This is a genomic window from Stenotrophomonas sp. YJH_SMC_106-19 (assembly GCF_059368375.1).
In genome coordinates this window covers 672,660-698,630 of sequence record NZ_JCAFRQ010000001.1, presented here as the reverse complement: position 1 = coordinate 698,630, position 25,971 = coordinate 672,660, and the positions used below count along the sequence as shown (strand labels likewise).

The 25,971-nt window shown below is 67.9% G+C and carries 20 protein-coding genes and 1 riboswitch; of the genes, 9 read left to right on the top strand and 11 right to left on the bottom strand.

Going from position 1 to position 25,971, the window contains the following annotated elements; all coding sequences use genetic code 11:
- Positions 1-329: 329 nt before the first annotated feature.
- Together AC5P5M_RS03165 and hslO are read right to left on the bottom strand one after the other, a co-directional pair.
- Complete coding sequence (locus AC5P5M_RS03165; RefSeq protein WP_053520197.1) at positions 330-1,178, bottom strand: XOO1806 family protein; 849 nt, start codon at positions 1,176-1,178, stop codon at positions 330-332.
- A gap of 117 nt (positions 1,179-1,295) precedes the next feature.
- A complete protein-coding gene (gene hslO, locus AC5P5M_RS03160; protein WP_180876610.1) occupies positions 1,296-2,189 on the bottom strand; it encodes an Hsp33 family molecular chaperone HslO in 894 nt (297 codons plus the stop codon).
- A 77-nt stretch (positions 2,190-2,266) separates the two neighbouring features.
- Between hslO and mtgA the strand changes: the two genes are divergently transcribed.
- The 3 genes from mtgA to AC5P5M_RS03145 are packed head-to-tail and all read left to right on the top strand — an operon-like array spanning position 2,267 to position 4,472.
- On the top strand, positions 2,267-3,016 hold the full coding sequence (gene mtgA, locus AC5P5M_RS03155; RefSeq protein WP_053520199.1) for a monofunctional biosynthetic peptidoglycan transglycosylase: 750 nt from the start codon (positions 2,267-2,269) through the stop codon (positions 3,014-3,016).
- Positions 3,017-3,061: 45 nt separating this feature from the next.
- Complete coding sequence (locus AC5P5M_RS03150) at positions 3,062-4,081, top strand: glycosyltransferase family 2 protein (RefSeq protein ID WP_053520200.1); 1,020 nt, start codon at positions 3,062-3,064, stop codon at positions 4,079-4,081.
- The gene (locus AC5P5M_RS03145; RefSeq protein ID WP_053520201.1) at positions 4,041-4,472 is read left to right on the top strand and encodes a CBS domain-containing protein; all 432 of its coding nucleotides are present in this window, start codon (positions 4,041-4,043) and stop codon (positions 4,470-4,472) included. Before AC5P5M_RS03150 ends, AC5P5M_RS03145 begins: the two co-directional genes overlap by 41 nt.
- A 318-nt stretch (positions 4,473-4,790) precedes the next feature.
- On the opposite strand, the gene AC5P5M_RS03140 is transcribed toward AC5P5M_RS03145, so the two are convergent.
- The 4 genes from AC5P5M_RS03140 to AC5P5M_RS03125 form a co-directional block, all read right to left on the bottom strand.
- Positions 4,791-6,764 (bottom strand): AsmA family protein, encoded by a 1,974-nt coding sequence (locus tag AC5P5M_RS03140; RefSeq protein ID WP_128990773.1) that lies wholly within the window; start codon positions 6,762-6,764, stop codon positions 4,791-4,793.
- Between the two features lie 85 nt (positions 6,765-6,849).
- A complete protein-coding gene (gene trhA, locus AC5P5M_RS03135) occupies positions 6,850-7,488 on the bottom strand; it encodes a PAQR family membrane homeostasis protein TrhA (protein ID WP_053519889.1) in 639 nt (212 codons plus the stop codon).
- 150 nt (positions 7,489-7,638) lie between these two features.
- Complete coding sequence (locus AC5P5M_RS03130; protein WP_164151560.1) at positions 7,639-9,243, bottom strand: peptide chain release factor 3; 1,605 nt, start codon at positions 9,241-9,243, stop codon at positions 7,639-7,641.
- Positions 9,244-9,309: 66 nt separating this feature from the next.
- Positions 9,310-10,194 carry a M23 family metallopeptidase gene (locus tag AC5P5M_RS03125; protein ID WP_053519887.1) on the bottom strand — a complete coding sequence of 295 codons (885 nt, stop codon included), beginning with the start codon at positions 10,192-10,194 and terminating at the stop codon, positions 9,310-9,312.
- Positions 10,195-10,329: 135 nt separating this feature from the next.
- Positions 10,330-10,448, top strand: a riboswitch (SAM riboswitch).
- A 77-nt stretch (positions 10,449-10,525) separates the two neighbouring features.
- Here AC5P5M_RS03125 and metX point away from each other — a divergent pair.
- Genes metX through AC5P5M_RS03110 form a run of 3 tightly spaced genes read left to right on the top strand, consistent with a single transcriptional unit; the run spans position 10,526 to position 13,853 of the window.
- Complete coding sequence (metX, locus tag AC5P5M_RS03120) at positions 10,526-11,557, top strand: homoserine O-succinyltransferase MetX (RefSeq protein WP_053519886.1); 1,032 nt, start codon at positions 10,526-10,528, stop codon at positions 11,555-11,557.
- A complete protein-coding gene (locus AC5P5M_RS03115; RefSeq protein ID WP_053519885.1) occupies positions 11,554-12,789 on the top strand; it encodes an O-succinylhomoserine (thiol)-lyase in 1,236 nt (411 codons plus the stop codon). Before metX ends, AC5P5M_RS03115 begins: the two co-directional genes overlap by 4 nt.
- Positions 12,786-13,853, top strand: a complete 1,068-nt coding sequence (locus tag AC5P5M_RS03110) for a homoserine dehydrogenase family protein (protein WP_197601062.1) — start codon at positions 12,786-12,788, stop codon at positions 13,851-13,853. Before AC5P5M_RS03115 ends, AC5P5M_RS03110 begins: the two co-directional genes overlap by 4 nt.
- A gap of 135 nt (positions 13,854-13,988) precedes the next feature.
- Here the strand turns inward: AC5P5M_RS03110 and AC5P5M_RS03105 are convergent, their stop codons facing one another.
- Positions 13,989-14,984 (bottom strand): alpha/beta fold hydrolase, encoded by a 996-nt coding sequence (locus AC5P5M_RS03105; RefSeq protein WP_262100872.1) that lies wholly within the window; start codon positions 14,982-14,984, stop codon positions 13,989-13,991.
- Positions 14,985-15,058: 74 nt separating this feature from the next.
- On the bottom strand, positions 15,059-16,441 hold the full coding sequence (locus tag AC5P5M_RS03100) for an L-serine ammonia-lyase (protein ID WP_053519882.1): 1,383 nt from the start codon (positions 16,439-16,441) through the stop codon (positions 15,059-15,061).
- Between the two features lie 99 nt (positions 16,442-16,540).
- On the opposite strand from AC5P5M_RS03100, the gene AC5P5M_RS03095 reads away from it, so the two are divergent.
- Complete coding sequence (locus tag AC5P5M_RS03095; RefSeq protein ID WP_495205553.1) at positions 16,541-16,768, top strand: glutaredoxin family protein; 228 nt, start codon at positions 16,541-16,543, stop codon at positions 16,766-16,768.
- Between the two features lie 69 nt (positions 16,769-16,837).
- Here the strand turns inward: AC5P5M_RS03095 and AC5P5M_RS03090 are convergent, their stop codons facing one another.
- Genes AC5P5M_RS03090 through AC5P5M_RS03080 form a run of 3 tightly spaced genes read right to left on the bottom strand, consistent with a single transcriptional unit; the run spans position 16,838 to position 18,627 of the window.
- Complete coding sequence (locus AC5P5M_RS03090) at positions 16,838-17,410, bottom strand: YceI family protein (protein WP_053519881.1); 573 nt, start codon at positions 17,408-17,410, stop codon at positions 16,838-16,840.
- Between the two features lie 3 nt (positions 17,411-17,413).
- On the bottom strand, positions 17,414-17,986 hold the full coding sequence (locus tag AC5P5M_RS03085) for a cytochrome b (protein ID WP_065182624.1): 573 nt from the start codon (positions 17,984-17,986) through the stop codon (positions 17,414-17,416).
- Positions 17,983-18,627, bottom strand: a complete 645-nt coding sequence (locus tag AC5P5M_RS03080) for a YceI family protein (protein ID WP_476340692.1) — start codon at positions 18,625-18,627, stop codon at positions 17,983-17,985. Before AC5P5M_RS03080 ends, AC5P5M_RS03085 begins: the two co-directional genes overlap by 4 nt.
- 164 nt (positions 18,628-18,791) lie before the next feature.
- Here AC5P5M_RS03080 and AC5P5M_RS03075 point away from each other — a divergent pair, with 164 nt between their 5' ends.
- Together AC5P5M_RS03075 and AC5P5M_RS03070 are read left to right on the top strand one after the other, a co-directional pair.
- The gene (locus AC5P5M_RS03075) at positions 18,792-22,340 is read left to right on the top strand and encodes a sensor histidine kinase (RefSeq protein ID WP_495205552.1); all 3,549 of its coding nucleotides are present in this window, start codon (positions 18,792-18,794) and stop codon (positions 22,338-22,340) included.
- A 96-nt stretch (positions 22,341-22,436) separates the two neighbouring features.
- Positions 22,437-25,967 (top strand): hybrid sensor histidine kinase/response regulator, encoded by a 3,531-nt coding sequence (locus AC5P5M_RS03070; RefSeq protein WP_495205551.1) that lies wholly within the window; start codon positions 22,437-22,439, stop codon positions 25,965-25,967.
- Positions 25,968-25,971 lie beyond the last annotated feature (4 nt).

Below are 25,971 nucleotides of genomic sequence, written 5' to 3'. Positions count from 1 at the left end.
GTGCGCTTCCAAATCGCGAGGCTGAGCCGATAGTAGCGGGCGCCTGCAAAGAATTAAAGCTGTGTTAATCAAAGCTGTGATTTGTGTAAGTTTATGGAATGTCAATACTTTTCAACGGCTTGCAGTAGGGCTTGTGGCATGGTGCCTCGTTTGTTAAAAAAAAATGATGAAAAAAGTTTCCATTGATATGTATCGAAACATGTCGCGGCGGCGAGAAACGCACACATTGCGACAGCGCCGGAGGGGGCGCAGAGGGAGTGCGGCACACGCAAACGCAACGGGCGCCTTCCGGCGCCCGCGATGTCACTGCATGAGGGAGGTACGAGCGGTCAGAGATCCTGCTCGTAACGCACATACGGCACGGTGCCGTCGTCGTTGCTCTCGTTGCGTGGAGAGAAGGGGTTCTTGCCGCGGCTGATCACGTTCTCGGCGCCGACGGTGAGCTGGCCGGACCACGGCGTCCGCCAGGTCAGGCCGATGCCCAGACCTTCCCACTTGCCAGGGCGGCCGGGCACGTCGACCACGCGGCCGATGATGCTGCCGGTGAAGTTGCCGTAACCGGCGCCGAGGCTGAGGCTCTTGCTGTCCCAGCGATCGACCAGGGCCGGCGAGGCATCGGCCAGCGGAACCAGGCGTGCCTTGGCGTAGGTGCCGGCGATGGACACGAATCCTTCGCGGCCGATGTTCTTCTGCGCGAACACGGTCAGGTCGTTCTGCTCGGCACGCAGGGACGGCGTCTTGTTCGGGCCGGCCAGCCAGGCGGGCAGTGTTTCGCGACCGGTACCGGCGGTGATGCCCAGGCGGCCGCTGCCCCGGTTCAGGGCAGCCGTGCCGGTGAAGCGGCGGCTGCTGAGGTCATCGTCGTCGCCCAGGCTGGCCAGCATGCAGTGGCTGGCCAGACCGCTGATGCTGGTACTGCTGCTGTTGCTGCAGAGCAGGCCCAGCGAGTCGCCCGACGACAGGCCAAAGGCCGCATCCAGCGAATTGCGGCCGAAATGCCAGCGGGCGCCGGCGGCCTGCTCACCGGTGGGTTCCAGGTAGAGCAGGGCTTCGACCTTGCCGCTGCCCTTGTTCCACACCGGCAGCACCGTGCGGGTGTCCTTGCTCTGCGCATGCGCGCCCGCGACCGCGCCAAGGGCGATCAGCAGGGCCAGCGGTAGACGCAGATAGGTACGCATCGGACCAGTTCAGACAGGGACAGACAACGGAAGTTCCCGCAGGGGCGGGGACTCGATCCTAGGGTGTTTATGATTTCTTAACAAGCCTTGATCCTCCCCAGGTGCAAGACCCGCCGCTTACTGAAGGCGTTCAGGTGCCGGAACAGCCCCCTCGGCACCGTGGAACAGTATGCCGAACTCCGTCAACGGGAAGTGATACTCCCGTCCGCAGAATTCGCAGCGGACTTCGACCTCGCCGGTGGCTTCGGCCGCCGCCCGCGCCTCTTCCTCGCCCAGCGACTGCAGCATCGAGGCAACCCGCTCGCGCGAGCAGGAGCAGGCAAAGGACAGTGGCTTGCTGCCCATCAGCTCCGGGTTCTCCTCATGGAACAAGCGGTGCAGCAGCTGCTCGGCGGGAGTGGCGAGCAGTTCGGCCCTGCCCAGGGTCTCGAACAGGGCACTGGCGCGTGACCAGCCATCTTCGTCGCCCTCGTCGCCGGGTAGTTTCTGCAGCAGAAGGCCGCTGGCCCCCGTGCGGTCGGCGGCCAGCAGCAGTCGCGTCGGCAACTGCTCGGACTGCCGGAAGTAGTCCTCGAAGGCCTCGTCCAGTTCCGCGGCGCTGAGCCCGACCAGGCTCTGGTAGCGCTGCGGTTCGCGCGGGTCCAGCCCGGGGTTCTCGATGGTGATGGCGAGGAGGGCATCATCGCCCAGGCTGGACAGGTCGCGCGGCGCGTCGGCGCCCTCGCTGAGCTGGGCGATGCCGCGCAGGGTGCCGGCGGCGGTGCATTCGGCGAACAGCGTGCGCAGCGTGGTGCTGCTGCGCAGCTGGATGGACAGGCGGCCGTCGACCTTGGTGTGGCCGGTGAACAGCGCCGAGGCCACGCAGGCTTCGCCGAGCAGCTCGGCTGCGGCATCCGGGTAATGGGCATGGGACAGGATTTCCTGCCAGGTGGCCTGCAGGCGCACGTGTACGCCGCGGACACCCGCGTCGGGAAGCAGGAAGCGGATCAGGGAATCAGGTTGGGCGGTCATCGGCTCACATCGCGCGGAAACAGGGGTGGTTGCCGGATAATGCGCCGACAGCCAGGCAGAAGAAGGATGCACCACTAATGGGGGCAGGGGGAGAGCAGGACAAGGTGAAGGTGGCCGGGGACGTTCCGCGCCGCCGGCGTTGGCACTGGAAGCGGCTGCTGTGGCTGCCGGTGCTGTTCGTGGCCTTCAGCTGCCTGCAGGTGCTGGTGCTGCGCTTCGTGGATCCGCCCATTTCCAGCGTGATGCTGTGGCGCTACGGGGAGGCGCTGGGTGCGGGCGACTGGGCCTACCGGCTGCACTACCAGTGGCGGGATCTGGACCAGATGGCGCCGAGCCTGCCGATTTCGCTGGTGGCGGCCGAGGACCAGCGTTTCCCCGAACACAGTGGGTTCGATCTGCAGGCCATCGAGAAGGCGCGTGACCACAACGCGCGGGGCGGCCGGCTGCGCGGGGCCAGCACCATCAGCCAGCAGGTGGCCAAGAACCTGTTCCTCTGGCAGGGCCGCAGCTGGATCCGCAAGGGCCTGGAGGTCTGGTACACGGTGCTGATCGAAACGTTGTGGCCCAAGCAGCGGATCCTGGAGATGTACGCGAACATCGCCGAGTTCGGTGACGGCGTGTACGGTGCGCAGGCGGCGGCGAAGACCTTCTGGGGCAAGGACGCCGCGCGCCTCAGCCCGGCCGAGAGCGCACGGTTGGCGGCCGTGTTGCCGGCACCGCGGCGCTACAGCGCGGCCTCGCCCGGTCCCTACGTACAGCGTCGCGCCGCGTGGATCCAGCGCCAGGCCCGGCAGCTGGGCGGCGCTGCGTACCTGGCCGAGGACTGAGGCGGGCGTCTGCGCCGCTCCGCACTGGCGACGTACAATCCGGGCATGATCCGTGAACGCCTCACCGTCGTCATTGCCGCCTGCAACGAAGCTCTGGCGCTGCCGGTACTGCACCCGCGCCTGTGCGCGGTACTGGATGCGATGCCGGACATCGATGGCCACATCCTTTACGTTGACGACGGCAGCCAGGACGGAACCTGGGAGGTGATCGCCACGCTGGCGCAGTCCGAGCCACGCGTGTCGGCGCTGAAGCTGTCGCGCAATTTCGGCAAGGAGGCCGCGCTGACCGCCGGGCTGGATCTCGTCCGCGAGGGTGCGGCGATGATTCTCGATGCCGACGGCCAGGATCCACCGGAGCTGCTGCCGCAGTTCGTGGCGCGGTGGCGCGAGGGTTATGACAACGTCTATGGCACGCGCCGGGCGCGCGCGGGCGAGAGCTGGGTCAAGCGTGCGACCGCGGCGATGTTCTACCGGGTGATCGGCCGCCTGTCGCGCACGCCGATTCCCGCCGATACCGGCGACTTCCGCCTGCTGTCGCCACGCGCGCTGAGCGCGTTGCGTGAAATGCGCGAGCGTCACCGTTTCATGAAGGGGCTTTTCAGCTGGGTTGGCTTCCGCCGGGTGGCGGTGCCGTACCAGCGCCACCCGCGGGTGGCCGGCAGCAGCAAGTTCAGCCTGTGGCGGCTGTGGAACTTCGCGCTGGAAGGCATCACCGGTTTCTCCACCGTGCCGCTGCGCGCGGCCACCTATCTGGGCCTGGCCACTGCGGCGGTGGCCTTCGTGTTCGGTGTCTGGGTGATCGTGAAGGCCGCGATGTACGGCGACCGCGTGGCGGGCTGGCCGACGATGATGGCGGTGATCCTGTTCCTGGGCGGCGTGCAGCTGATCGCGCTGGGCCTGATCGGCGAGTACCTGGGGCGCCTGTATGAGGAGTCCAAGCAGCGTCCCCTGTACCTGGTTGACGCCTGGCTAGCATCGTCCGTGGCAGACTCCGTCGTGCAACCCACCCTGGGAGGGCAGGCAGATGACGTCGGTACGGCAACTGTTGGACGGCAAGTCCCCTGAAGTGCATGCGGTCGCGCCCGGCGCGGCGGTGATCGATGCGATCCGGCTGATGGCCGAGAAGGGCATCGGTGCGGTGCTGGTGATGGAAGGGCCGCGACTGGTCGGCATCCTGTCCGAACGTGATTACGCCCGCAAGATCGTGCTGCGCGATCGTTCCTCACGCGATACGGCGGTAGCCGAGATCATGACTGCGAAGGTGGTGACGGTGGCGCCCGGCGAACAGGTCGAACATTGCCTGCAGCTGGTCACCGATTACCGTATCCGCCATCTGCCGGTGGTGGAGGGGGGACAGGTGCTGGGCGTGATTTCCATCGGCGATCTGGTGAAGTCGGTGATCGATGCACAGCGCCGCGAGCTGGACCAGCTGCAGCAGTACATCGTGGCGGGATGAGTTTTCGCTGGCGGGCCTGCGGCCCGCCGGCCCGCTGTTCGGAGCCGAAGCCGAAGCCAAAGCCAAAGCCAAAGCCAAAGCCAAAGCCAAAGCGGCGCCTTGCTGATGCGCCGGAAGGCGGAGGGCATGGCCGTGCAGGACACGCCGTAAACCCATCCATGGGGGCTCGATGGCGCCATCCATGGCGCCAACGGTCCTGCACGGCCATGCCCTCCGCTTCTGGATACATTGCGGCGAGCGCGGTGGGTAGCGGCCAATCTGGGTTGGCAACACTTTGTCGTTCCGCGCGCCCCTCAATTCGCGATCCAACAAACGTGCCTACTTCGCGTACTGCCCGCCGCAGTCGGCGTCCTTGCCGGGGCCCAGTTCGATCGTGGCCAGCAGTGCGGCCGGTGGCGCGATGCTTCCCAGCGCCAGGGCGACCGCACCGCGGACGCCGAGCGCCTTGAAGTCCGGGCGGAACGAAGGATCCTTGAACGTTCCCGCGATGTGCAGCGGCGAGCGCAGCACGAGGATGCTGCGGTCCTTCGGCCGTGGCTTCAGCAGCAGGTCCAGCGACTCATCGCGCAGGCTGACGGTGCCTTCGCCGAGAATCAGCGTGTCGGTGGTATCGACGGCGAACGTGCGGCTGGTCATCAATCCCTCGCGTACGCCGAAGTCGGCAAAGGCGCAGCGCAGCGGAATCTGCTTGTCGCCGGTCACCAGGAACTTGACTGCCTCGGTGATGTCCAGCCCGGCCAGTTCCATCACCAGATTGCCGACGTGGCCACGTCCCATTGCCAGGCCCACATCGCCATTGCTGCTGCCCAGCATGGCGGCGATCGAGTTGCCGCGGCCGCTGAGGTCGATTTCGCCACCGATGCCGCCCTTGGCCTGTTCGGCCAGCTTCGCATCCGGGAACAGTTGTCCCAGCTGCACGCCGCGCACGCTGGCCTTGAGCGCGGTGGCGATCTGCGGCTGCCGCGCATCCATGCGGATCGTGCTGCGGATGTCACCACCGGCCACACCGAAGTTCAGCGGGTCCAGCCGCAGCACGCCATCGTCCAGCAGCAGATGCGCATCCATATCGTCAAGCGGCAGCGATGGTGCGTTGATGCGATGTGCCTTCCAGCGCACATCGGCATCCATCGCGCGCAGCTTGCCGAGATTGTACGGCGTGTCCGGCAGCACCCTGGTACGCGCCGCCACGCGTGCGGCCTCGGCCTTCTGCTCGGCGTTGGCGGTCTCGCCGCCACCGGTTCTGGGCGGGGCGCCGACAAAGCCGGCCAGGTCGTCGAAGTCCAGCCGGCGGGACTCCAGCGTGGCCGTCAGGCGCGGGCGCGCACCACCTGTTTCGAACTTCACATTGCCGCCGAGATCGCTGTCGCCGACCTTGCCGGTGAACTGCTCGTAGCGCCACACGTTATGGTCGCGCTTCAGGCGCCCCTCCAGGGCATAGGGCGGCGAAGGCGGAATGGCGATGCCCAGCAGGGGATACAGGTCGGCCAGATCCTGGCCACTGAGCGCGAAAGCGAGGTCGAGCACCTGCAGCTGGAAGGGATTGGTCAGGGTGCCACGGGCGACGGCATGGGTGGCACCTGCACGCCCATCAAGATGGATGCGGAAGGGATGATCGCTGTCGGTCAGTTCCAGCGGAGATTCGGTGCCGCCGCGAAGGGTGAAAGGATTGCCCTGCCAACGACCCTTGCCCTGCACCAGCAGGGGCGGCGCGGCATCCGCCTGCCTGGGCCGGCCACTACGCACATTGACATGGATGTCGGTGCGACCCGCCGCGTCGATGAACTGCAGGCGGCCGTCATCGATACGCAGCCGCTTGAGCTGGGGCGTGGCGCCGCCGCGGCTGTCACCCAGGAAATCCCAGTTGCCCGGCTCGCCCTTGCGTGGGGCGGTTTCCAGCAGCACGTCGGGACGGGTCAGGCGGATCTCGGGGAGCTGCACGCTGCCCCGCAGCAGGGGCCACACCCGCAGGTCGATTTCGACCCGGTCGGCACTGGCCATGTTCGGCTGCTTCGCCCATGACGCATTGGCGAACGTGACGGTGTCGGCGCGGATCGTGCTGGTACGGCCGAGGTCGACATCCAGGTGGCCGATCTGCAGCACGCGGCCGGTCCGCGCCTGTACCGCCCGCTCGACCGGCCCCTTGAACCAGTTCCAGTCCCAGAGCGCGATCAATACCAGGATGGCCGCCAGCAGGAACACCAGCACCGCCAGCCAGCGCTGGCCTCGCGGGCCAGGGCGGCGGAAGCGCCAGCGCGACGGACGCGGCGGAGCAGGGGAGGCAGTCGCATTCACGCTGCCATGGTTGCCCTGCGCGGGTGGACGCAGCGCGAAGCGTTCATGTGCGCGGTGTGCACATGAACGCGTGTGGCACGGCTCTCTACAGCACCTGCATGGTCACCGCGACGAAGTGGCAGACACTGCCGCCGATCACGAACAGGTGCCAGATCGCATGCGAATAGGGGATCGATTCGCGGTGATAGAAGTAGGTTCCCAGCGTGTAGGAGATACCTCCGGCCAGCAGCCAGCCCAGCGTCCAGCCATCGATGGAGGCCAGCATGGGCTTGACCGCGACGATCACCAGCCAGCCCATGGCCACGTAGATGGCGGTGGACAGGCGCTTGAAGCGGCCGGTATAGAACAGCTTGAACACCACGCCGGCCAGGGCCAGCGTCCAGATCGCGGCGAACAGGCCCCAGCCCCAGGGGCCGCGCAGGCCGATCAGCGTGAACGGCGTATAGGTACCGGCGATCAGTACATAGATCGCGCAGTGGTCGAAGACCTTCAGCCTGCCCTTGGCAACCGGATGCTGGATGGCGTGGTAGAGGGTGGAGGCGGTGTACAGCAGCAGCAGCGCGATGCCGAACACGATCGCACCTGCCAGTTGCCAACCATCGCCGTAGATGGCGGCCAGGGTGATCAGCACGGCACCCGCACCGAGCGCCAGTACGGCGCCGAGACCGTGGGTCAGCGCACTGGCGATTTCTTCGCGGATCGAAGCAACGGAAGTCGAGGACATGGCGTAGGCATCATTCGCGGGGAGGGGGACCCGCGCCCCCCTATCATCGCCGCGATGGCGGGCGCATGCACGCCGGTTACCGTATGGTCGATGAATCCCTGGGTGCTGGGGTCAGAGCCCTTTCCTGCGGAAAGGGATCCGACCCCAGGCTCAGGCCACCGACACGGTGTGCGCGGCCTCGCGGGTGGCGGCAAAGCGCACGTCGGGCGCGCGCTCCTGTGCCAGCTGCAGGTTGACCCGGGTCGGCGCGAGATAGACCAGATGGCCGGCGGCGTCCAGCGCCAGGTTCAGTGCGTTCTTCTCGCGGAACTCTTCCAGCTTCTTCTCGTTGCTGCAGTGGATCCAGCGCGCCGTGGTGACGCTGACCGGCTCGAAGGTGGCTTCCACGCCGTACTCGTCCTTCAGGCGGTAAGCGGCCACGTCGAACTGCAGCACGCCCACCGCACCCAGGATCAGATCGTTGCTGGTCAGCGGCCGGAAGAACTGGGTCGCGCCCTCTTCGGAGAGCTGGGCCAGGCCCTTCTGCAGCTGCTTGAGCTTGAGCGGATCGCGCAGGCGCGCACGGCGGAACAGCTCCGGGGCGAAGTTGGGGATGCCGGTGAAGGTGACGGCCTCGCCTTCGGTGAAGGTATCGCCGATGGAAATGGTGCCGTGGTTGTGGATGCCGATCACATCGCCCGGCCAGGCCTCGGCGGCGATTTCACGGTCGCTGGCCATGAAGGTCAGGGCGTTGGCCAGCTTCATCTCCTTGCCGGTGCGCACGTGGAAGGTCTTCATGCCCGCGCTGAAGCGGCCCGAGCACACCCGCATGAAGGCGACGCGGTCGCGGTGCTGCGGGTCCATGTTGGCCTGGATCTTGAACACGAAGCCGGTCAGCTTGCTCTCTTCCGGGGCGATCTCGCGGCCGGTGGTGGCGCGTGCCTGCGGCGATGGCGCGTGCTCGACGAAGAAGTCCAGCAGGGGCTGCACGCCGAAGTTGTTCACGCCCGAACCGAAGAACACCGGCGTCTGCTTGCCCTCGCGATAGGCCTGCAGGTCGAACGGATGGCTGGCGCCCTGCACCAGCTCCAGTTCATCGCGCAGGTCGGCCAGCATCTGTGCGCCGATCTTCTCGGCCAGGCCGGGAGCGTCGATCGACGGGAAGATGGTCGAATCCTGGCGGGTGAAGTTGCGACCTGGTTCGTACAGGTGCACCTCGCCGGTCAGCAGGTGGACCACGCCCTTCAGGCGCTGGCCCATGCCGATCGGCCAGGTGACGGGCGCGCACTGGATGCCCAGCACGGTTTCCACTTCATCCAGCAGTTCGATCGGATCCTTGCCCTCGCGGTCCAGCTTGTTGATGAAGGTCATGATCGGGGTGTCGCGCAGGCGGCACACTTCCATCAGCTTGATGGTGCGCTCTTCCACGCCCTTGGCCACGTCGATCACCATCAGTGCCGAGTCCACCGCGGTCAGCACGCGGTAGGTGTCCTCGCCGAAGTCGGCGTGGCCGGGGGTGTCGAGCAGGTTGACGATCTTGCCTTCGTACGGGAACTGCATCACCGAGGAGGTGACGGAGATGCCGCGTTCCTTCTCCAGCGCCATCCAGTCGGAGGTGGCATGGCGGGCCGCCTTGCGGCCCTTGACCGAACCGGCCATCTGGATCGCGCCTCCGAACAGCAGCAGCTTTTCGGTCAGCGTGGTCTTGCCGGCGTCAGGATGGGAGATGATGGCGAAGGTGCGGCGACGCGACGCTTCGGTGGCGACTTCGGACATGGCAGTGGCGCCCGCCCGGGGCGCTTTTCAAAGAGATAAGCGCCTGATTATACCGGCCGTGGCCGGTCAGCGCCCGGCCGCGCCCTCGGCATCACCCTGGCGGGCGAACTGCAGCTGTCCCTGGGAGGCGAAGATGCGCACGGGTACCGAGCGCAGCGCCATGCCGCGGTTGACCTGCACCACGAAATGCAGGTGCGGGGCGCTGCTGTAGCCGCTGTTGCCGGACAGGCCGATCGGCTGTCCGGCCTGCACGGCCTGGCCACGACGCACGCGCATGCCGCCTGCCTGCAGATGGCCGTACAGCGCCATGCTGCCGTCGCTGTGCAGGACACGGATGAAATTCGCCCTGCCGCCGTCGCGCTCGCGGTCCTGGCCGTTGCCGCGGAAGCCGTCCTGGATCTGCATCACGGTTCCCTCGCGCGCGGCCAGCACCAGCGTCGCCTCGGGCAGGGCGAAGTCCACGGCGTCGCGGTTCTCCTCGTCATCGTGGCTGAACCGGCCCTGCGGCGCCTGGTCCACGCGCAGGCGTGCGGCGTCGAACGGCAGGCGGTAGGCCACGTCTTCGGCGCGGGCGTCGGGACGGCCCGGTACCGACTGCAGGCGTACGTCGAGCGTGCTGCCGCCCACGGGCGAGGGCAGGTGACCGACCACGAAGCTGCTGTCGCCCTGCACCAGCGACCGTACCGGCAGGCCCTCGATGGGGCGCCCGGGTCCAGCGCGCAGTTCAACCTGTAATGGGCCGGCCAGGGTGTTGTCGATCCGGGCCTGCCAGTATTCGCCCACCTGCTGCAGCCGCAGCTGCGCCATGGGGACCGCCTGGCCGATGCCCTGCGTGCCGGGGGCGGGGGCCGGTGAGGGCACCAGGCCCCAGCCCTGCCGCCAGTCGGCAGCTCCGGCGGTGGTGCTGACCAGCAGCGGCAGCAGCAGGCAGGACAAGGGCAGGCGCGGCATCGGGCGTTCCGGACAGGGGGACCGCCGCGACTGTACCTGATCCGCGAAAGGTGGGCCGCAGCGATCGCTCCGGGCATTCATCGCTTTATCCGCATGAAGGGATTGACATGGGCGGAAAGCGATGGCATCGTGGCTCCACCATCGAGACCGGCAGAGGGACAGGCCCTTTGAAGCCGGGGCAGCCCGCAGGCGCGCAAGTGCCGGCGTAGGTGCCAAATCCTGCGGGGACCGTGGCGTCCACCGGAAGATGGTTCGAACCATGCACCGCAGGTGCATCTCGAACGCGAGCCCCGCGAAGGCTCGATGGCCGATTCCCCTAACGGATCCCGCCATGAGCTTCGCCCCCAGCACCACGCTTCGCCCCGAACCCTTTGTCCCCGTCAGCGTGCCGGTCGAAGACCGCGTGCACGCCGAGCGTGGCGAGTTCGCCGCGGTGCTGTCGATGCGCCACGCCGGCGCGTGCCCGGTACGCGTTCGCTACGAATGGGTGGGACCGGTCGATGCACCGGTGGTGGTACTGGCTGGCGGCATCTCCGCCCATCGCCATGTTGCGTCCAACGCGCAGTTCGCCGAGAAGGGCTGGGCCGAGGAACTGGTCGGCAGTGGCCGTACGCTCGATCCGCAGCAGCTGCGCGTTCTGGCGTTCGACTTCATCGGTGCGGATGGCGCGCTGGACGTGCCGATCGACACGGCCGACCAGGCCGACGCGCTGGCCCTGCTGCTGGATCACCTGGGCATCCGCACACTGAAGGCGTTTGTCGGCTACTCCTATGGCGCCCTGGTCGGGCAGCAGTTCGCTGTCCGCCATCGCGCCCGCGTGCGCCAGCTGGTGCTGGCCAGTGGTGCGCACCGTCCGCACCCCTATGCCGCGGCGTGGCGTGCGTTGCAGCGCCGGGCGGTCGCCCTGGGACAGCTGCAATGCGGTGAAGACCATGGCCTGGCACTGGCCAGGCAGTTCGCGATGCTCAGCTACCGCACGCCGGAAGAGTTCGGCGAGCGCTTCGACGCTCCGCCCGAGGTGGTCAACGGCCGCGTCCGTGTGGCCGCCGAGGACTACCTCGACGCGGCGGGCGCGCAGTACGTCGCGCGCACCCCGGTGACCGCCTACCTGCGCCTGTCCGAATCGATCGACCTGCATCGCGTGGATCCCACCGCCATCCTGCCGCCAACCGTGGTGGTGGCCGTGGAAGGCGATCGGCTGGTGCCGTTGGCCGACCTGGTCGGCCTGGTCGAGGGGCTGGGTCCGCGCGGCAGCCTGCGCGTGCTGCGCTCCCCATACGGCCACGACGCCTTCCTCAAAGAAACCGATCGCATCGACGCGATCCTCGCTACCGCCTTCCGCACTTCTGGAGAGTCCGCATGAGCCTGCACGCCGCCGAGCCGTCCTGTTGTCGCACCACTGCCGCCGTCCGCGCCGGCATCGATCGTGACACCGCCCATGGCGCGGTCACTCCACCGATCGTGCTGTCGTCGAACTTCAGCTTCGAAGGCTTCGGCAACAAGCGCCAGTACGACTACACGCGCAGTGGCAACCCGACGCGCGACCTGCTGGGCGAAGCACTGGCCGAACTGGAAGGCGGAGCCGGTGGCGTGGTCACCGCTACCGGCATGGGCGCCATCAACCTGGTGCTGAATGCCCTGCTGCAGCCGGGCGACACGCTGGTGGTACCGCACGATGCCTACGGCGGCAGCTGGCGCCTGTTCAACGCGTTGGCGAAGAAGGGGCATTTCGAACTGGTCACCGCCGACCTCACCGACCCGCGCACGCTGGCGCAGGCCCTGGCCACCCAGCCACGGCTGGTGCTGGTGGAAACCCCGTCCAACCCGCTGCTGCGCATCACCGACCTGCGCTTCGTCATCGAGGCGGCGCACAAGGCCGGGGCGCTGGTGGCGGTCGACAATACGTTCCTGTCGCCGGCGCTGCAGCAGCCGCTCTCCTTCGGTGCCGACCTGGTGCTGCATTCGACCACCAAGTACATCAACGGCCACAGCGATGTCGTCGGCGGTGCGGTGATCGCACGTGATCCCGCGCTGCACGAACAGCTGGTGTGGTGGGGCAACGCACTCGGGCTGACCGGCTCTCCCTTCGATGCTTTCCTGACTCTGCGCGGCCTGCGCACGCTGGATGCACGCCTGCGTGTGCACCAGGAGAACACGGCCTCGATCGTCGCGCTGCTGGACGCGCACCCCGCCGTGGCCCGGGTGTATTACCCCGGCCTGGCCGACCATCCCGGTCATGCCATCGCCGCACGCCAGCAGAGCGGCTTCGGCGCGATGCTGTCGTTCGAGCTGGCCGACTGCGCCGGCGAGGATCCGCACGCTGCCGTGCGCGCGTTTGTCGATGGACTGCGCTGCTTCACCCTGGCCGAATCGCTGGGCGGCGTGGAAAGCCTGGTCGCGCATCCGGCGACCATGACCCACGCAGCGATGAGCGTTGAGGCGCGTGCTGCCGCTGGCATCAGCGAAGGGCTGCTGCGCCTGTCGGTCGGCATCGAGGCCGAGCGCGACCTGCTGGCCGATCTGGGTGCGGCGCTGGCCCGCGCCGAAGCGGTGATCGACGCTGCCGCACGTCGCAAACAGGTGGTGGACGCATGAGCGCGCTGGCTGCCGAGATTCCGGCGCTGGGCGGCGGTCGCCTGGCACTGCTGGGCACCGGGACGGTGGGCTCTGCGTTCGTGCAGCGCTACCAGGCCCTGCAGGCGCGCGGCCTGGAACTGCCCAGCGTGCAGTGGCTGGCCAACTCGCGTACTGCGCTGGCCATTGACCGCGATCTGGCCCTGCCGCTCGAACTGGCGCGGCGCGCACCGCGTGGCGGCCAGAGCGTGCCACCGTGGGCCGGTGCCGAAGGGCTGGAGCGTGGCGATGTGGTGGTTGATGCCACCGCCAGCGAAGACGTGGCCGCCCGCCATGCGCAGTGGCTGGCGCGCGGGGTGCATGTAGTGACGGCCAACAAGCTGGGCCGGGGCGGGCAGCTGTCACGCGCGAAGGCCATCGCCGAGAGCTGCGCCGACAGCGGCGCCCGGTACGGCGACAGTGCCACCGTGGGAGCGGGACTGCCGCTGTTGAGCAGCCTGCGCGCGCTGGTGGCCGGGGGGGATCACATCCACGCGATCGAGGGGGTATTGTCCGGTTCCCTGGCCTGGTTGTTCCATCGCTATGACGGCCGTTCGCCGTTCTCGGCTGCAGTGCGCGAGGCGCTGGCCGCGGGTTACACCGAACCGGATCCGCGCCTGGATCTGTCCGGCGAGGATGTGCGGCGCAAGCTGCTGATTCTGGCGCGCAGCAGCGGACTGGCGCTGGATGCCGCACAGGTGCACGTGGATTCACTGGTGCCTTCGGCGTTGGCTGCGCTGCCGCTGGACGACGCATTGGCCGAACTGGAGCAGCTGGACGCACCGCTGCAGGCGCGCTGGCAGCAGGCGACGGACAGCGGCCGTGTTCTGCGCTTCGTCGGCCGGGTCGACGCTGACGGCGCACAGGTGGGGCTGCGTGAACTGCCGGCCGATCATCCGCTGGCGCAGGGGGCGGGCACCGACAACCGCGTCGCCATCCACAGCGACCGCTATCGCACCCAGCCGTTGCTGATCCAGGGGCCGGGAGCGGGCGCGGAAGTCACTGCTGCCGCATTGCTGGATGACGTGCTGCGCATCGTGGGATGAGCAGGGTCCCGCTGCGCCCGCCGGGCATGGCCCGGTGTTATCCGCACCGCTGCGCTCGCCGGGCATGGCCCGGCGCTACCTGCAATGTCGTGTTCGTCCCGGTAGCGCCGGGCCATGCCCGGCGGATCCGCAGTTTCAGCGCCCTTTCAACACCTTCAGCAGCGCGGCATTGAACTGCCTGGGGTCCTGTACCTGCGGCGAATGGCCCAGTTCGGCGAATTCGACCAGCGTCGCGCCGGCAATCGCCGCAGCGGCCGATTTGCCCAGCGCCGGATAGTTGCCCAACCGTGCCTTCACTTCTGCCGGTGCCAGGTCACGACCGATCGCGGTGCGGTCCTTCTGGCCGATGAACAGCGCGGTCGGCACCTTCAGATTCTTCAGCTCGTACACCACCGGCTGGTTGAACACCATGTCCGAGGCAAGTGCCTGGCTCCAGGCCACCGCCTGCCTGCCGTCGCCCTCGTACATGCCCGCTTGCATGCGTGCCCAGGTTTCATAGGCAGGCTTCCAGGTGCCGTCGTAGTACACGTCCAGCTGGTAGCGGCGGATGCTCTCGTAACTGGTTTTCAGCTCGCCGGCATACCAGGCATCGACGCTTCGCCACGGCACGCCCAGCGCCTTCCAGTCCTCCAGGCCGATCGGATTGACCAGCGACAGGCTGCGCAGGTCCTGCGGATAGGTCAGTGCATAGCGCACCGCCAGCATGCCCCCCATCGAATGGCCGACCAGGTGCACGGGCAGGCCGCCGAGCTGCAGCTGCTGCAGCAGTGCATGGGTGTTGGCGGCGAGCTGGCCGAATGAATACTGGTAGCGCTCGGGCTTGCTGGATTTGCAGAAGCCGACCTGGTCAGGTGCGATCACGCGGTAACCGGCGGCGAGCAGGGGAGGGATGGTTTCCTTCCAGGTCGCCGCGCAGAAATTCTTGCCATGCAGGAGCACCACCACGCCGATCGGCGCGGTCGTCGGCGCGATATCCAGATAGGCCATCTGCAGCGGTTGCTGCTGCGATTCCAGGGTGAAGGTCTGTACCGGATGGCCGTAGTCGAAGCCCTCCAGCCGTGGCCCATAGGCCGGTGCGGCAGCGGCGGTGAGGGGCAGGGAGGCCAGCAGCAGGGCGGCGATCACGCGCATGGGACATTCCGTGACAGGGGACGCCCGAGCCTAACCGGAATGCGGTGACGGTGTCGTCCGCCAGATGCCCGTCATCAGCACTCGATGACATTCACCGCGAGGCCGCCGCGGCTGGTTTCCTTGTACTTGTCCTGCATGTCGCGGCCGGTGTCGCGCATGGTCTTGATGACCTTGTCCAACGACACCTTGTGCTTGCCATCGCCGCGCATCGCCATGCGCGAGGCGTTGATCGCCTTCACCGCGCCCATCGCGTTCCGCTCGATGCAGGGAATCTGCACCAGCCCACCGATCGGGTCGCAGGTCAGGCCGAGGTTGTGTTCCATGCCGATTTCCGCGGCATTCTCGATCTGGCTTGGATTGCCACCCAGCGCCGCAACCAGGCCGCCGGCCGCCATCGAGCAGGCCACGCCCACTTCGCCCTGGCAGCCTACTTCGGCACCGGAAATCGAAGCATTCTCCTTGTAGAGGATGCCGATCGCCGCCGAGGTCAGCAGGAAGTCGAACACGCGCTGCTCGTTCGCGCCCGGGCAGAACCGGTCGAAGTAATGCAGCACCGCGGGCAGCACGCCGGCCGCACCGTTGGTCGGCGCGGTCACCACGCGGCCACCGGCGGCGTTTTCCTCGTTCACGGCCAGCGCGTACAGATTGACCCAGTCCAGCGTGGTCAGCGGATCGCGCATCGCCGCTTCCGGCTTCGACGACAGCTCGCGGTACAGCGCCGGCGCGCGACGGCCGACCTTCAGGCCGCCCGGCAGCACGCCTTCCTCGCGGATGCCGCGCGTCACGCACGACTGCATCGCGCTCCAGATCTCGCGCAGCTGGGCGCGGATCTCGTCCTCGCTGCGCCAGCACTTCTCGTTCTCGAACATCAGCTGCGCGATGCTCAGGCCGCTGCGCGCGGTCTGCGCGAGCAGCTCGTCGCCGCTCTTGAACGGATAGGGCAGCGGGGTTTCGTCGGGCACGATGCGGTCATCGGCCGCGTCGTCCTGGTTGACCACGAAGCCACCGCCAACGGAGTAATAGTCGCGCGTGGCGATCACTTCATCGTCGGCGTTGTACGCGGTGAAGCGCATGCCGTTGGTGTGGTACGGCAGCTTCTGCCGCTTGTTCATGCCGAGGTCGCGCTTCTCGTCGAAGGCGATCTCATGCTGGCCCATCAGCTGGATGCGCTTGCTGCTGCGGATGCGATCCAGCGTGGACGGAATGATGTCCGGATCGATCAGGTTGGGGCGCTGGCCTTCCAGGCCAAGCAGGATCGCCTTGTCGGTGCCATGGCCGCGACCGGTCAGCGCCAGCGAACCGTAGACGTCGGCGCGGATGCGTGCGACCTCGTGCAGGCGGCCGGGGTCGAGCAGCCAGCGATGGATGAACCGCTCGGCGGCCTTCATCGGTCCGACGGTGTGGGAAGAGCTCGGGCCAATGCCGATCTTGAAGACGTCGAACGTGCTGACAGCCATGGATGCCAAACTGCGGGTACCGGACAAGCGGCTATTCTAGCGGCTTGCCGGGCCCTCCGATGGCTGCGGCGCAGCATTTCCGCCAAGCGAGGCAAGCCGGTGTTGACCCTGTTCCAGCGTGACGACTGCCACCTGTGCGATATGGCCCTGGCCGAACTGGCCAAGGCACGCGCGCCCGAGTTCGATTCGGTGTTCCTGGATGACCATCCAGCGCTGGAGGCGCACTACGGCGCGCGGGTACCGGTGCTGCGCGACGAGGCGGGCGGCCGCGAACTGGACTGGCCCTTCGATGCGGCGCGGGTGCGGGCCTGGCTGGCTGCGGGGTGAAGCCGCCGGGCATGGCCCGGCGCCACCCTGTATCACCGTTCCCAGGTGGAGCCGGGCATGGCCCGTGGCTTACTTCGCGTCGAACTTCACGATCGTGCTGATCGCGGTTTCGTCGGGGATGGTCTTGGTGTCGGCCCAATCGCCGGCGCCGACGCTGAAGTCCAGGCGCTTGACGGTGGCCTTGCCGGTCAGCACCGGCTGCGTGCCCGGCTTCCAGGTGAAGGTGAGCGTCACCGGCTTGCTGACACCACGCAGCTCGAGCGTGCCATCGGCGGCGAACTGGTCATTGCCGATGGCGCGGAAGCCCTTCGCGGTGTAACGCGCGGTGGCGAACTTGCCGACATTGAAGAAGTCCGCGCTCTGCAGCGTCGAGTCACGATCGCTGTTGCCGCTCCTGGCGCCGGCCAGCGGAATCACGACGTCGAGTGAGCCGGCCGCCGGATTGGCGGGATCGAAGCTGAGCTTGGTGGCGAAGCCCGGGAAGCTGCCGGTGAACACTTCGCCGTCGTACTTGCTGGCAAATACCAGGATCGAGCCCGCGCCGGGAGCCTGTGCATAGTCCGCGGCCAACGCCGGGGCAGTGGCCAGCATGCCGGCCAGGGCAGCGGCCACGGCCGCCGGGGTGGTCAGTTTCAGATTCATCGGTCAGTCCTTCTGGGGAGAGGCAAGCCAGCCACGCGGCAGCATGCGGCTCAACGTCGCGTCGCGCTGGAACAGGTGGTGGTAAAGGGCAGCGCCGGCATGGGCCAGCACCACAGCGATCAGCAGCCAGAAGCCGTACTCATGGATCGCATGCGACACGGCGACGACCTGCGGATCCGGTCCGCTGAGCTTGGGCACATCGACCAGGCCGAACCAGCGGAAGGGCCGCAGCCCGCTGGCAGAGTCGTACAGCCAGCCCGAAAGCGGAATGGCGAACATCAGCACGTACAGCAGCACGTGGGTAGCGCTGGCGATGCGCTCCTGCCAGCTGGGCACACCCGGCACGGGCTTGGGCGCACCGGCGTAGAGGCGCCAGACCAGGCGCAGCAGCACCAGGGCCAGCACGGTGATGCCGATCGACTTGTGCGCGGTGTAGACCCAGAAGTATTTGGGCGTCCTGGGCAGTTCGCCCATGGTCAGGCCGATCACGCCAAGGGCGAGGATCAGTAGTGCGATCAACCAGTGCAGGGTCTGGCTGACACTGCCCCAGGCGGCAGGGGAGTTCTTGGCGGTCATGCGGGGTCCTTGGGGGCCGTCTTGCTGTCGGAGTGGGGAACCGGGGCAGGAGTTCCCGGCCTGTCGCTGCGGTCGAGGAAGGCCTCGGCCTCGATCCGTACCTGTACCGCGTCGCCGATCACCCCGGGCCAGGCGGTGATGCCGAACGCGCGGCGGCTCAACGTGGTGCTGGCGGAAAAACCGGCGGTGCGGCGGAACGGCGGCAACGGATAGCGTTTGATGGCATTGAGGGTCACATCCAGCGCGACCTCCTGGCTGACCCCGCGCAGGGTCAGCGTGCCGAACACACGGGCGTGGTTCGCATCGATCGGTTCGACCCGCGACGATACGAACCGGGCGCTGGGAAACCGCTCGCCATCAAGCAGGCTGCGGGCCAGCGTGGCCTGGTTCCATTTGGCATCTCCCAGATCCAGCCGGGCGACCGGCACATCGACCTGCAGGGTTGCCTCGCGCCAGTTGTCGGGATCGAACTGAAGGAGGCCCTCACTGCCCGATACTGTCCCCATGGCCTGCGAGTAGCCGGCATGATCGATCGTGAACAGCACCCGCGTGTGCACCGGATCCAGCCGGTAGGTATCGAGCTGTGCCCAGGCGGGCGCAGCGGCGAGCAGCAACGGCAGCAGGAGCAGGCGGGGTCGCATCGATGGCGGGCTCCGGGAGGGGACGCTGCGATCATACGCACAGCCCCCTGACAACGCTGCGTGCATGGCTGCAACAGTTCGTGGTGGTGATGCCACTGGAAACGGGCTGTTGCAGTCGTGAAGCCTGGGCTGTGTGACAATCGCGGCTGGATCGGGGGTTCAGGATGACGAGTGGCTGGCGTCTGTGGTGCCGAGGCATCGCAGTAACGGGTCTGCTGCTGCTGGCAAGCGCCACGGTGGCCGCGACTCTGGACATGGCTGGGGAGACACCACGACTGCGCCGCTTCGGCGCCGCCGAGGGCTTGCCGTCGCGCATGGTCGTGGCCCTGGCCGAGGACCGCCAGGGGTACATCTGGGCGGCCACCGATGGTGGGTTGGCCCGCTATGACGGCACGACGCTGCGGGTCTGGCAGCATGAACCGGAGCGGCCGGGTTCGCTGCCGGGCAACGAGATCGAGACCCTGCTGGTGGATCCGCTGGACCGGGTGTGGGTCGGCATCAACGGCAAGGGCATCGCCCGGCTGGACGCGGATCGCGAGCGTTTCTCCAGCTTCGCCGCGGTGAACAATGAATGCCAGAGCCAGTTCTGGACACTGGCCTACGCGGGCGATGCGCTGTGGATCGGCACCAGCGGCCATGGCGTATGCCGCTTCGGCGAGGATGGCAGCCTGCGCTTCTTCCAGCATGATCCGCAGCGCCCCGGCGGCTTGCCCAGCAACACCATCTTCAGCAGCCTGGTCGACGCGCAGGGCCGCCTGTGGGTCGGTACCGAGGCCGGTGTCGCCCGCTGGAACGGCAACGGCTTCGAGGCCATCGCGCCGCGCGAGCTGGGCAGGGTCAGCGTGCTGCGTCTCAGCCGCGACCCCGATGGATCGATCTGGGTCGGCAGCCAGAACGAAGGCCTGTTCCGCATCGATGCCCAGGACCGCGTCAGCCGTCCACGCTGGTCCGGCAGTGATCGCTTTCGCTCGGCACTGGTGCTGGCGGATCGGCAGGGAGGCTACTGGGCAGGTACCTCGGATGGGCTGCTGCGCGGTGATGCGCAGACACTGTGGCGCCTGGAGGGCGATCGCGGCAGCGGCTTCCTGACCGCCCACAGCGGCGTGCTCGATCTGCTGCAGGACCACGAAGGCGGGGTCTGGGTGGCTCTGCTGAGCCAGGGGTTGGCCTATCTGCCGCCGGACTGGCGCCGCTTCTCCACCTGGAACCAGCTCGACGGCAAACCGCTGGACAGCCAGTACCTGCTCAGTGCGGCCACCGATGGCCGGAATTACTACGTGAGTTCGGCACACGGCGTGTACCGGATCGATGCGCAGGGCGTGCTGAGTGTGCTTGCCAGTGATCGCGAACTGGGCAGTGGCGCGGTCTGGTCGGTACTGCCGCGGCCGGACGGCCGCCTCTGGCTGGGCCGCGCCGGGCGCATCACCGTCTATGACCCGGCCACCCGCGCAACCCAGGACTGGCGCATCGACGGCGGTTCAGACCTGCGCCAGCGCATCGACCTGATGCGGCAGGCGCCGGATGGCACCGCCTGGGTGTCGGTGATGAACGTCGGCGTGCAGCAGCGCCTTGAGGATGGCCGGGTGCTGCGCAGTTTCCCCGTCGAGGGATTCCGCGGCCTGGGCGATGCGCCGATCGAGCAGATTCGATTCGATCCGCGCGGGCAGGCCTGGGTGATGGGTGACATGGGCCTCTGGCGCCAGCAGGGTGAGCGCTTCGAGGCGGTTCCGGGCGTCTCGCGGGGCTCGATCTACGACCTGGTGTGGATCGATCCGCAGCAGCTGTGGCTCGCCCGCCAGGGCGCCTTCGAGCGCTACCAGTGGGACGGCATGAGCCTGCGCCTGGTGCAGCGCGTCGATGCTGCCGCCGGCGTGCCACCCCTGAGCATGGGTGGGCTGGCCTTGGCCGACGATGGCCGCCTGTGGGCCACCACGCCGCGCGGTCTGCTGCGCTGGGATCCGAAAACGCAGCGGCTGAGGCAGTTCACCGAGCGCGACGGACTGCCCGATGCCGAATTCACCGGCCGGCCGCCTGCGGTGAACGCCGATGGCCGCGTGCTCGCGGTGACCCAGACCGGCGCGGTCGGTTTCGACGTCAATGCCGCCGACACCCCGCTGCCATCCTCCGCGCTGGTGATCGCGCAGGTGCGCGTACGTCGCGACGATGCGCGCGGCTGGCAACCCGTGCCGACCACCGGGGTGCTGCTGCTGGGTCCGGATGACCGTGATCTGCAGATCGACGCGCGGCTGCTCTCGTACGGCAACCCGCAGGGCAACCGCTATCGGTTCCGGGTGCAGGGCTATGACCAGAACTGGGTGGAGCAGGGCGGCGACGGCCAGCGCACGCTGTCGCGCCTCGCGCCCGGTGCCTACGTGATCGAAGTACAGGCGGCCACCGACAGTGGTCCGTGGACGCCGTCGCAGCAACTGCAGGTGAAGGTATTGCCGCCCTGGTGGCGCAGCGGCATGGCGATCTTCGGCTACCTGCTGCTGGGCTCGTTGCTGCTGCTGGTGCTGGCATGGGCGATCCGCAGCCGTCTGAGAAGGCGCCAGCAGTGGCAGCTGACCGTGCACAAGCAGCAGCTCGCCGAGCAGGCCTCGCAGGCCAAGAGCCACTTCCTGGCCACGCTGGGTCATGAGGTGCGCACGCCGATGACCGGCGTACTGGGCATGAGCGAACTGCTGCTGGCCACATCACTGGATCCGGTACAGCGCAGCTATGCCGGATCGATCCAGCAGGCGGGCAGCCATCTGCTGCGTCTGGTCAACGATGCCCTGGACCTGGCCCGGATCGAAGCCGGGCGGCTGGAGCTGGACCTGCGTCCGTTCGATCTTGCCGCGCTGTTGGACCAGGTGCAGATGCTGATGCGGCCGATGGCGCAGCAGCGCCAGCTCGATTTTGTACGCGAGGATGCCTTGCCCGGCCCGATCAGCGTCAGTGGCGATGAAATGCGCATCCGCCAGATCCTGCTGAACCTGCTCGGCAATGCCATCAAGTTCACCGAGCGCGGCCAGGTCGGCCTGGGCGTGCGGCTGCAGGAGGATGGCGGCGGGGTGTGCTTCGAGGTGTTCGATACCGGCCCCGGCATCAATGCCGAACAGCAGCAGCGTCTGTTCCATCGCTTCGAGCAGGCCGATGGCCCGCGGACAGCATCGCGCTATGGCGGCAGCGGGCTGGGCCTGGCGATCTGCCAGGAACTGGCCGTGGCGATGGGTGGGCGCATCGATGTCGACAGCCAGCCGGGCAGGGGCGCGCGGTTCCGCGTGCAGCTGCCGCTGCCGTGGACCCGCCAGGCTGCCCACAGTGGTTCTGACAGGGCGTCGCCACCGCCGCTGCCGCCGCTGCGCATCCTGCTGGTCGAAGATGACGCCACGGTAGCGGACGTCATCGCCGGCCTGCTGCGCAGTCGTGGCCACGACGTAGTGCACGTGCTGCACGGCCTGGGGGCCTTGTCGGAGATCGCGACCGAGGGGTTCGATGTCGGTCTGCTCGACCTGGATCTGCCGGCCCTGGACGGAACAGCGATCGCCCGTCAGCTGCGCGCCATGGGCTATGAGCTGCCACTGGTGGCGGTGACCGCGCGGTCCGATGCCTATGCGGAGGCGCAGGTGCTGGCCGCCGGTTTCGACGGCTTCCTGCGCAAGCCGGTCACGGGCGACATGCTGGTGGCGGCCATCGTGCAGGCTCGCAGCAAGCGCCAGGGTGAGGGCTGATTGCGCCGGCGCCGGGCGTGAACGGCGCGACTTTCGGTTTACCATGCCGACGCCCGCACGACGGGCACCATCTGGGAACGCGTGAGGAGGCGATCAGTGGCGTATCTGCGGGCGGCGATGCTGCTGATGCTTCTGCTGTGCTGCCTGGCGCCCGCTGCCGCACAGCCGGTACCGCCCACGCCCCGGCAGGTGACGGTGTTCGATGGCCTGCCGTCCAACACCGTCAACCGCATGGCGGAGGACCGCTACGGCTACCTGTGGATCGCCACCAATGACGGGCTGGCACGATACGACGGCCGCAACTACCGGGTCTGGCGCTCCGAGGATGGCCTGCGCGACAACCGCATCTGGACCGTGCTGGTCGATACCCGCAACCGCTTGTGGATCGGCACCGAGAATGCCGGCCTGGTAAGGATGTCGGCCGACCGCCGGCAGCTGCGGTTCTTCGACCGCAGCAGCCAGCCGCTGATGAGCACCAATACGATCTGGAGCCTGGCCGCCACCCCCGATGGCTCGATCTGGTTCGGTACCCACGAAGGCGGGCTGTACCGGGTGGATGGCAATGATCGGGTGCAGCGCTTCCTGCCCGAGGCGAACAATCCGCGCAGCCTGCCGGCCGCTGCGGTGCCCTATCTGGCCACGCTGCCCGACGGCAGCCTGTGGGTGGGCACCAAGCATGGCGTGGCGCGTTGGACCGGCAGCGATTTCGAGCGGGTCGGCGACGAGCAGGTGCCCGGCCAGCTGATCAACGGTCTGACCGCCGAGCCTGACGGCAGCCTGTGGATCAGTACGCTGGCCGGCGCATTCGTGCGCCGGCCGGATGGTCGCTTCGAGCGGCAACCCTGGTCGGTGCCGGCCGGCGACGAGGTGCTGGGCATGATGCTGCGCGATGAGCAGGGGGGCTACTGGCTGGACACCCGCAGCGGACTCGGTCGCGCGGTCGATGGCCAGTACCAGACGGTGCCGCTGTACAGCGCGATCGCGCGCGGCCAGGTGCGGCCGAACTGGACCGGCGCCTACGAGGATCGCGAGGGCGGCATCTGGCTGGCCAGCACCAATGCCGGTCTCTGGCATCTGTTGCCACGGTGGTGGCAGTTCTCGGTGTTCTCGCGTCTGGAGGACGATGCATCGTCACTGCGCAACGCCTACGTACTCGGCACCAGTGCGTCCAGCAACGGAGGTGTCTGGACGGTCGGCAGCCACGGCGCGCTGGATCGCTTCAATCCCCGTACCGGCCAGATCGAGCAGTTCCGGCGCGGCGTCAATGGCATCCACTGGCTGACCTCGGTTCGCGAGGACCGCCATGGTCGGGTCTGGATCGGTTCGTCCGGAGCGCTGCTGCGCTATGACCCGGCACGCGACGAGCTGCGCCGCTGGGGACGCGACGCGCCTGCCGATGCCGCGATGGAGGGCGATGTCGACGCACTGATGATCTGCGACAGCAACAGCCTGTGGTTGATGATGCCCGCCGGCCTGCAGCAGCGCGATCTGGAAGGTCGGCTGCTGCTCGAACTGGACAATGGCCAGAACGGACTGCAGACCGGCCAGCTGAACCAGGATCTGGTATGCGGTCCGCAGAACCAGCTGTGGCTGGCCAGCAGCCGCGGGCTGCTGCAGTGGCAGCCTGAGCAGCAGCGCTTCCAGCCGGTGCCCGGCGCGCCGGCAACGGCACTGTACGCGGCGTATACCGGCAGCGACGGCCAGGTGTGGCTGTCCGAGGACGGCCGGTTGTCGCGCTATCGATGGAGCCAGGGGCGTCTGGAGCGGCAGGGGGTCATTGGTGCCGAACAGGGATATCCGGCGGTTTCCGCCACCGGTCTGGTGGTCGATGCGCAGGGTGTGGCCTGGGCCACCAGCGCACGCGGCCTGGTGCGGGTCGGCGCGGACGGCCAGAGCGTGCGCCTGTATGGCGTGCACGATGGCCTGCCCAGCCAGGAGTTCCGCGCGCATACCTTGATCGCGACGTCTTCGGGACGGCTGGTGGCAGGCACGCCGGCCGGCGTGGTGGTGTTCGATCCGGAACAGGTGCGGCCTTCGGTGCGCCGCGCACCGCTGGTGATCGAGCGGGTGGAGGTGCGCCGCAACGAGCAGGTGCTGGACCTGACCCACGACGCACCGTTGCTGATCGCCGACGGCGACCGCGATCTGCGCATCGTGGCGCGCCTGCTGTCCTTCGCCGATTCGGCCTCCAATTCGTATCGCTACCGCCTGGCCGGCTATGACCCGGACTGGGTCGAGGTCGGGCCCGCCGGTGAACGCCTGTTCTCGCGGCTGCCGCCGGGCAGCTATCGGCTGGAAGTGCAGGCGCGCTCGGCCGACCACGTCTGGTCGCGGGTGCAGACCCTGGAGTTCCGCGTGCAGCCGCCGTGGTGGCGCAGCCTGTCAGGCCTGCTGGTGCTGACGTCGATCGCGTTGCTGCTGACCAGCTGGTTCGCGTGGCTGTACCGTCGCCGCCTGCAGCGTCGCCACGCCTACCAGCTGGCGTTGCACAAGCAGGAACTGGCCGAGCAGGCTTCGGCGGCCAAGACGCGCTTCCTGGCCAATCTGGGCCATGAGATCCGCACGCCGATGACCGGTGTGATGGGCATGAGCGAGCTGCTGTTGTCCTCGCCGCTGGATCCTCAGCAGCGCGGCTACACCCAGTCCATCCGCCAGGCGGGCGAGCATCTGCTGCATCTGGTCAACGATGCGCTGGACCTGGCGCGGATCGAATCCGGGCGCCTGGAACTGCAGTCCCGGCCGTTCGCGCTCCATTGCCTGCTGCAGGACCTGGCCGCGCTGATGGGGCCGCTGGCCGCGCAGAAGGGACTGCGTTTCGTCCTGGACAATCGCTTGCCGCCCGGCCTGCAGGCCACCGGCGATGCGATCCGGGTGCGGCAGATCCTGCTCAACCTGCTGTCCAACGCGGTGAAGTTCACCAGCCGTGGCACCATCACCCTGCATGCCCGGTGCGATGAGGCGATGCGTGCACTCCAGTTCGAAGTGCGTGACACCGGGCCGGGCATCAGCCAGGAACAGCAGCTGCGCCTGTTCCGCCGGTTCGAGCAGGCTGACGGTGCACGTACCGCGGCGCAGTATGGTGGCAGTGGCCTGGGGCTGGCGATCTGCCGCGAGCTGGCGCAGGCGATGCAGGGCCGGATCCAGGTCGAAAGCCAGTTGGGGCGCGGAACCTGCTTTGGAGTGATGCTGCCCCTGCCGCTGGAAGTGGACGCCGACGCGGATGCGGACAGCGCCGCGCGGAGCGAGGATGCAGTAGCGAGCATGCCCCCCCTGCGCGTGCTGCTGGTGGAGGATGACGCGACGGTGGCCGATGTCGTGCAGGGTCTTCTGAGTGCGCGCGGCCATGAGGTGGTGCATGCCGGGCATGCGTTGGCGGCGCTGCGCGAGATCAGCGGGAGTGATTTCGATGTGGCCCTGCTTGACCTGGACCTGCCGGGCCTCAGCGGCTTCGAGCTGGCCGAGCATCTGCGCAACCAGGGGTACACGCTGCCGTTGCTGGCGGTGACCGCGCGCACGGACCCGGACCTGCAGAAGCAGGTGGAAGCGGCCGGGATCGGCGGTTTCCTGCGCAAGCCGGTCACGGGCGAGCTGCTGGTGGAGGCCATCGCCAAGGTGTTGGGGCGCTGAGGCC

Bases quoted from the DNA above. Each gene is read 5' to 3' on its own strand.
- AC5P5M_RS03100 (WP_053519882.1), bottom strand. From the start codon at position 16,441: ATGGCTGTCAGCACGTTCGACGTCTTCAAGATCGGCATTGGCCCGAGC.
- AC5P5M_RS03125 (WP_053519887.1), bottom strand. From the start codon at position 10,194: ATGCCGCGCCTGCCCTTGTCCTGCCTGCTGCTGCCGCTGCTGGTCAGC.
- mtgA (WP_053520199.1), top strand. From the start codon at position 2,267: ATGGGGGCAGGGGGAGAGCAGGACAAGGTGAAGGTGGCCGGGGACGTT.
- AC5P5M_RS03130 (WP_164151560.1), bottom strand. From the start codon at position 9,243: ATGTCCGAAGTCGCCACCGAAGCGTCGCGTCGCCGCACCTTCGCCATC.
- AC5P5M_RS03090 (WP_053519881.1), bottom strand. From the start codon at position 17,410: ATGAATCTGAAACTGACCACCCCGGCGGCCGTGGCCGCTGCCCTGGCC.
- AC5P5M_RS03075 (WP_495205552.1), top strand. From the start codon at position 18,792: ATGACGAGTGGCTGGCGTCTGTGGTGCCGAGGCATCGCAGTAACGGGT.
- AC5P5M_RS03085 (WP_065182624.1), bottom strand. From the start codon at position 17,986: ATGACCGCCAAGAACTCCCCTGCCGCCTGGGGCAGTGTCAGCCAGACC.
- metX (WP_053519886.1), top strand. From the start codon at position 10,526: ATGAGCTTCGCCCCCAGCACCACGCTTCGCCCCGAACCCTTTGTCCCC.
- AC5P5M_RS03105 (WP_262100872.1), bottom strand. From the start codon at position 14,984: ATGCGCGTGATCGCCGCCCTGCTGCTGGCCTCCCTGCCCCTCACCGCC.
- hslO (WP_180876610.1), bottom strand. From the start codon at position 2,189: ATGACCGCCCAACCTGATTCCCTGATCCGCTTCCTGCTTCCCGACGCG.
- AC5P5M_RS03080 (WP_476340692.1), bottom strand. From the start codon at position 18,627: ATGCGACCCCGCCTGCTCCTGCTGCCGTTGCTGCTCGCCGCTGCGCCC.
- trhA (WP_053519889.1), bottom strand. From the start codon at position 7,488: ATGTCCTCGACTTCCGTTGCTTCGATCCGCGAAGAAATCGCCAGTGCG.
- AC5P5M_RS03115 (WP_053519885.1), top strand. From the start codon at position 11,554: ATGAGCCTGCACGCCGCCGAGCCGTCCTGTTGTCGCACCACTGCCGCC.
- AC5P5M_RS03165 (WP_053520197.1), bottom strand. From the start codon at position 1,178: ATGCGTACCTATCTGCGTCTACCGCTGGCCCTGCTGATCGCCCTTGGC.
- AC5P5M_RS03145 (WP_053520201.1), top strand. From the start codon at position 4,041: ATGACGTCGGTACGGCAACTGTTGGACGGCAAGTCCCCTGAAGTGCAT.
- AC5P5M_RS03150 (WP_053520200.1), top strand. From the start codon at position 3,062: ATGATCCGTGAACGCCTCACCGTCGTCATTGCCGCCTGCAACGAAGCT.
- AC5P5M_RS03110 (WP_197601062.1), top strand. From the start codon at position 12,786: ATGAGCGCGCTGGCTGCCGAGATTCCGGCGCTGGGCGGCGGTCGCCTG.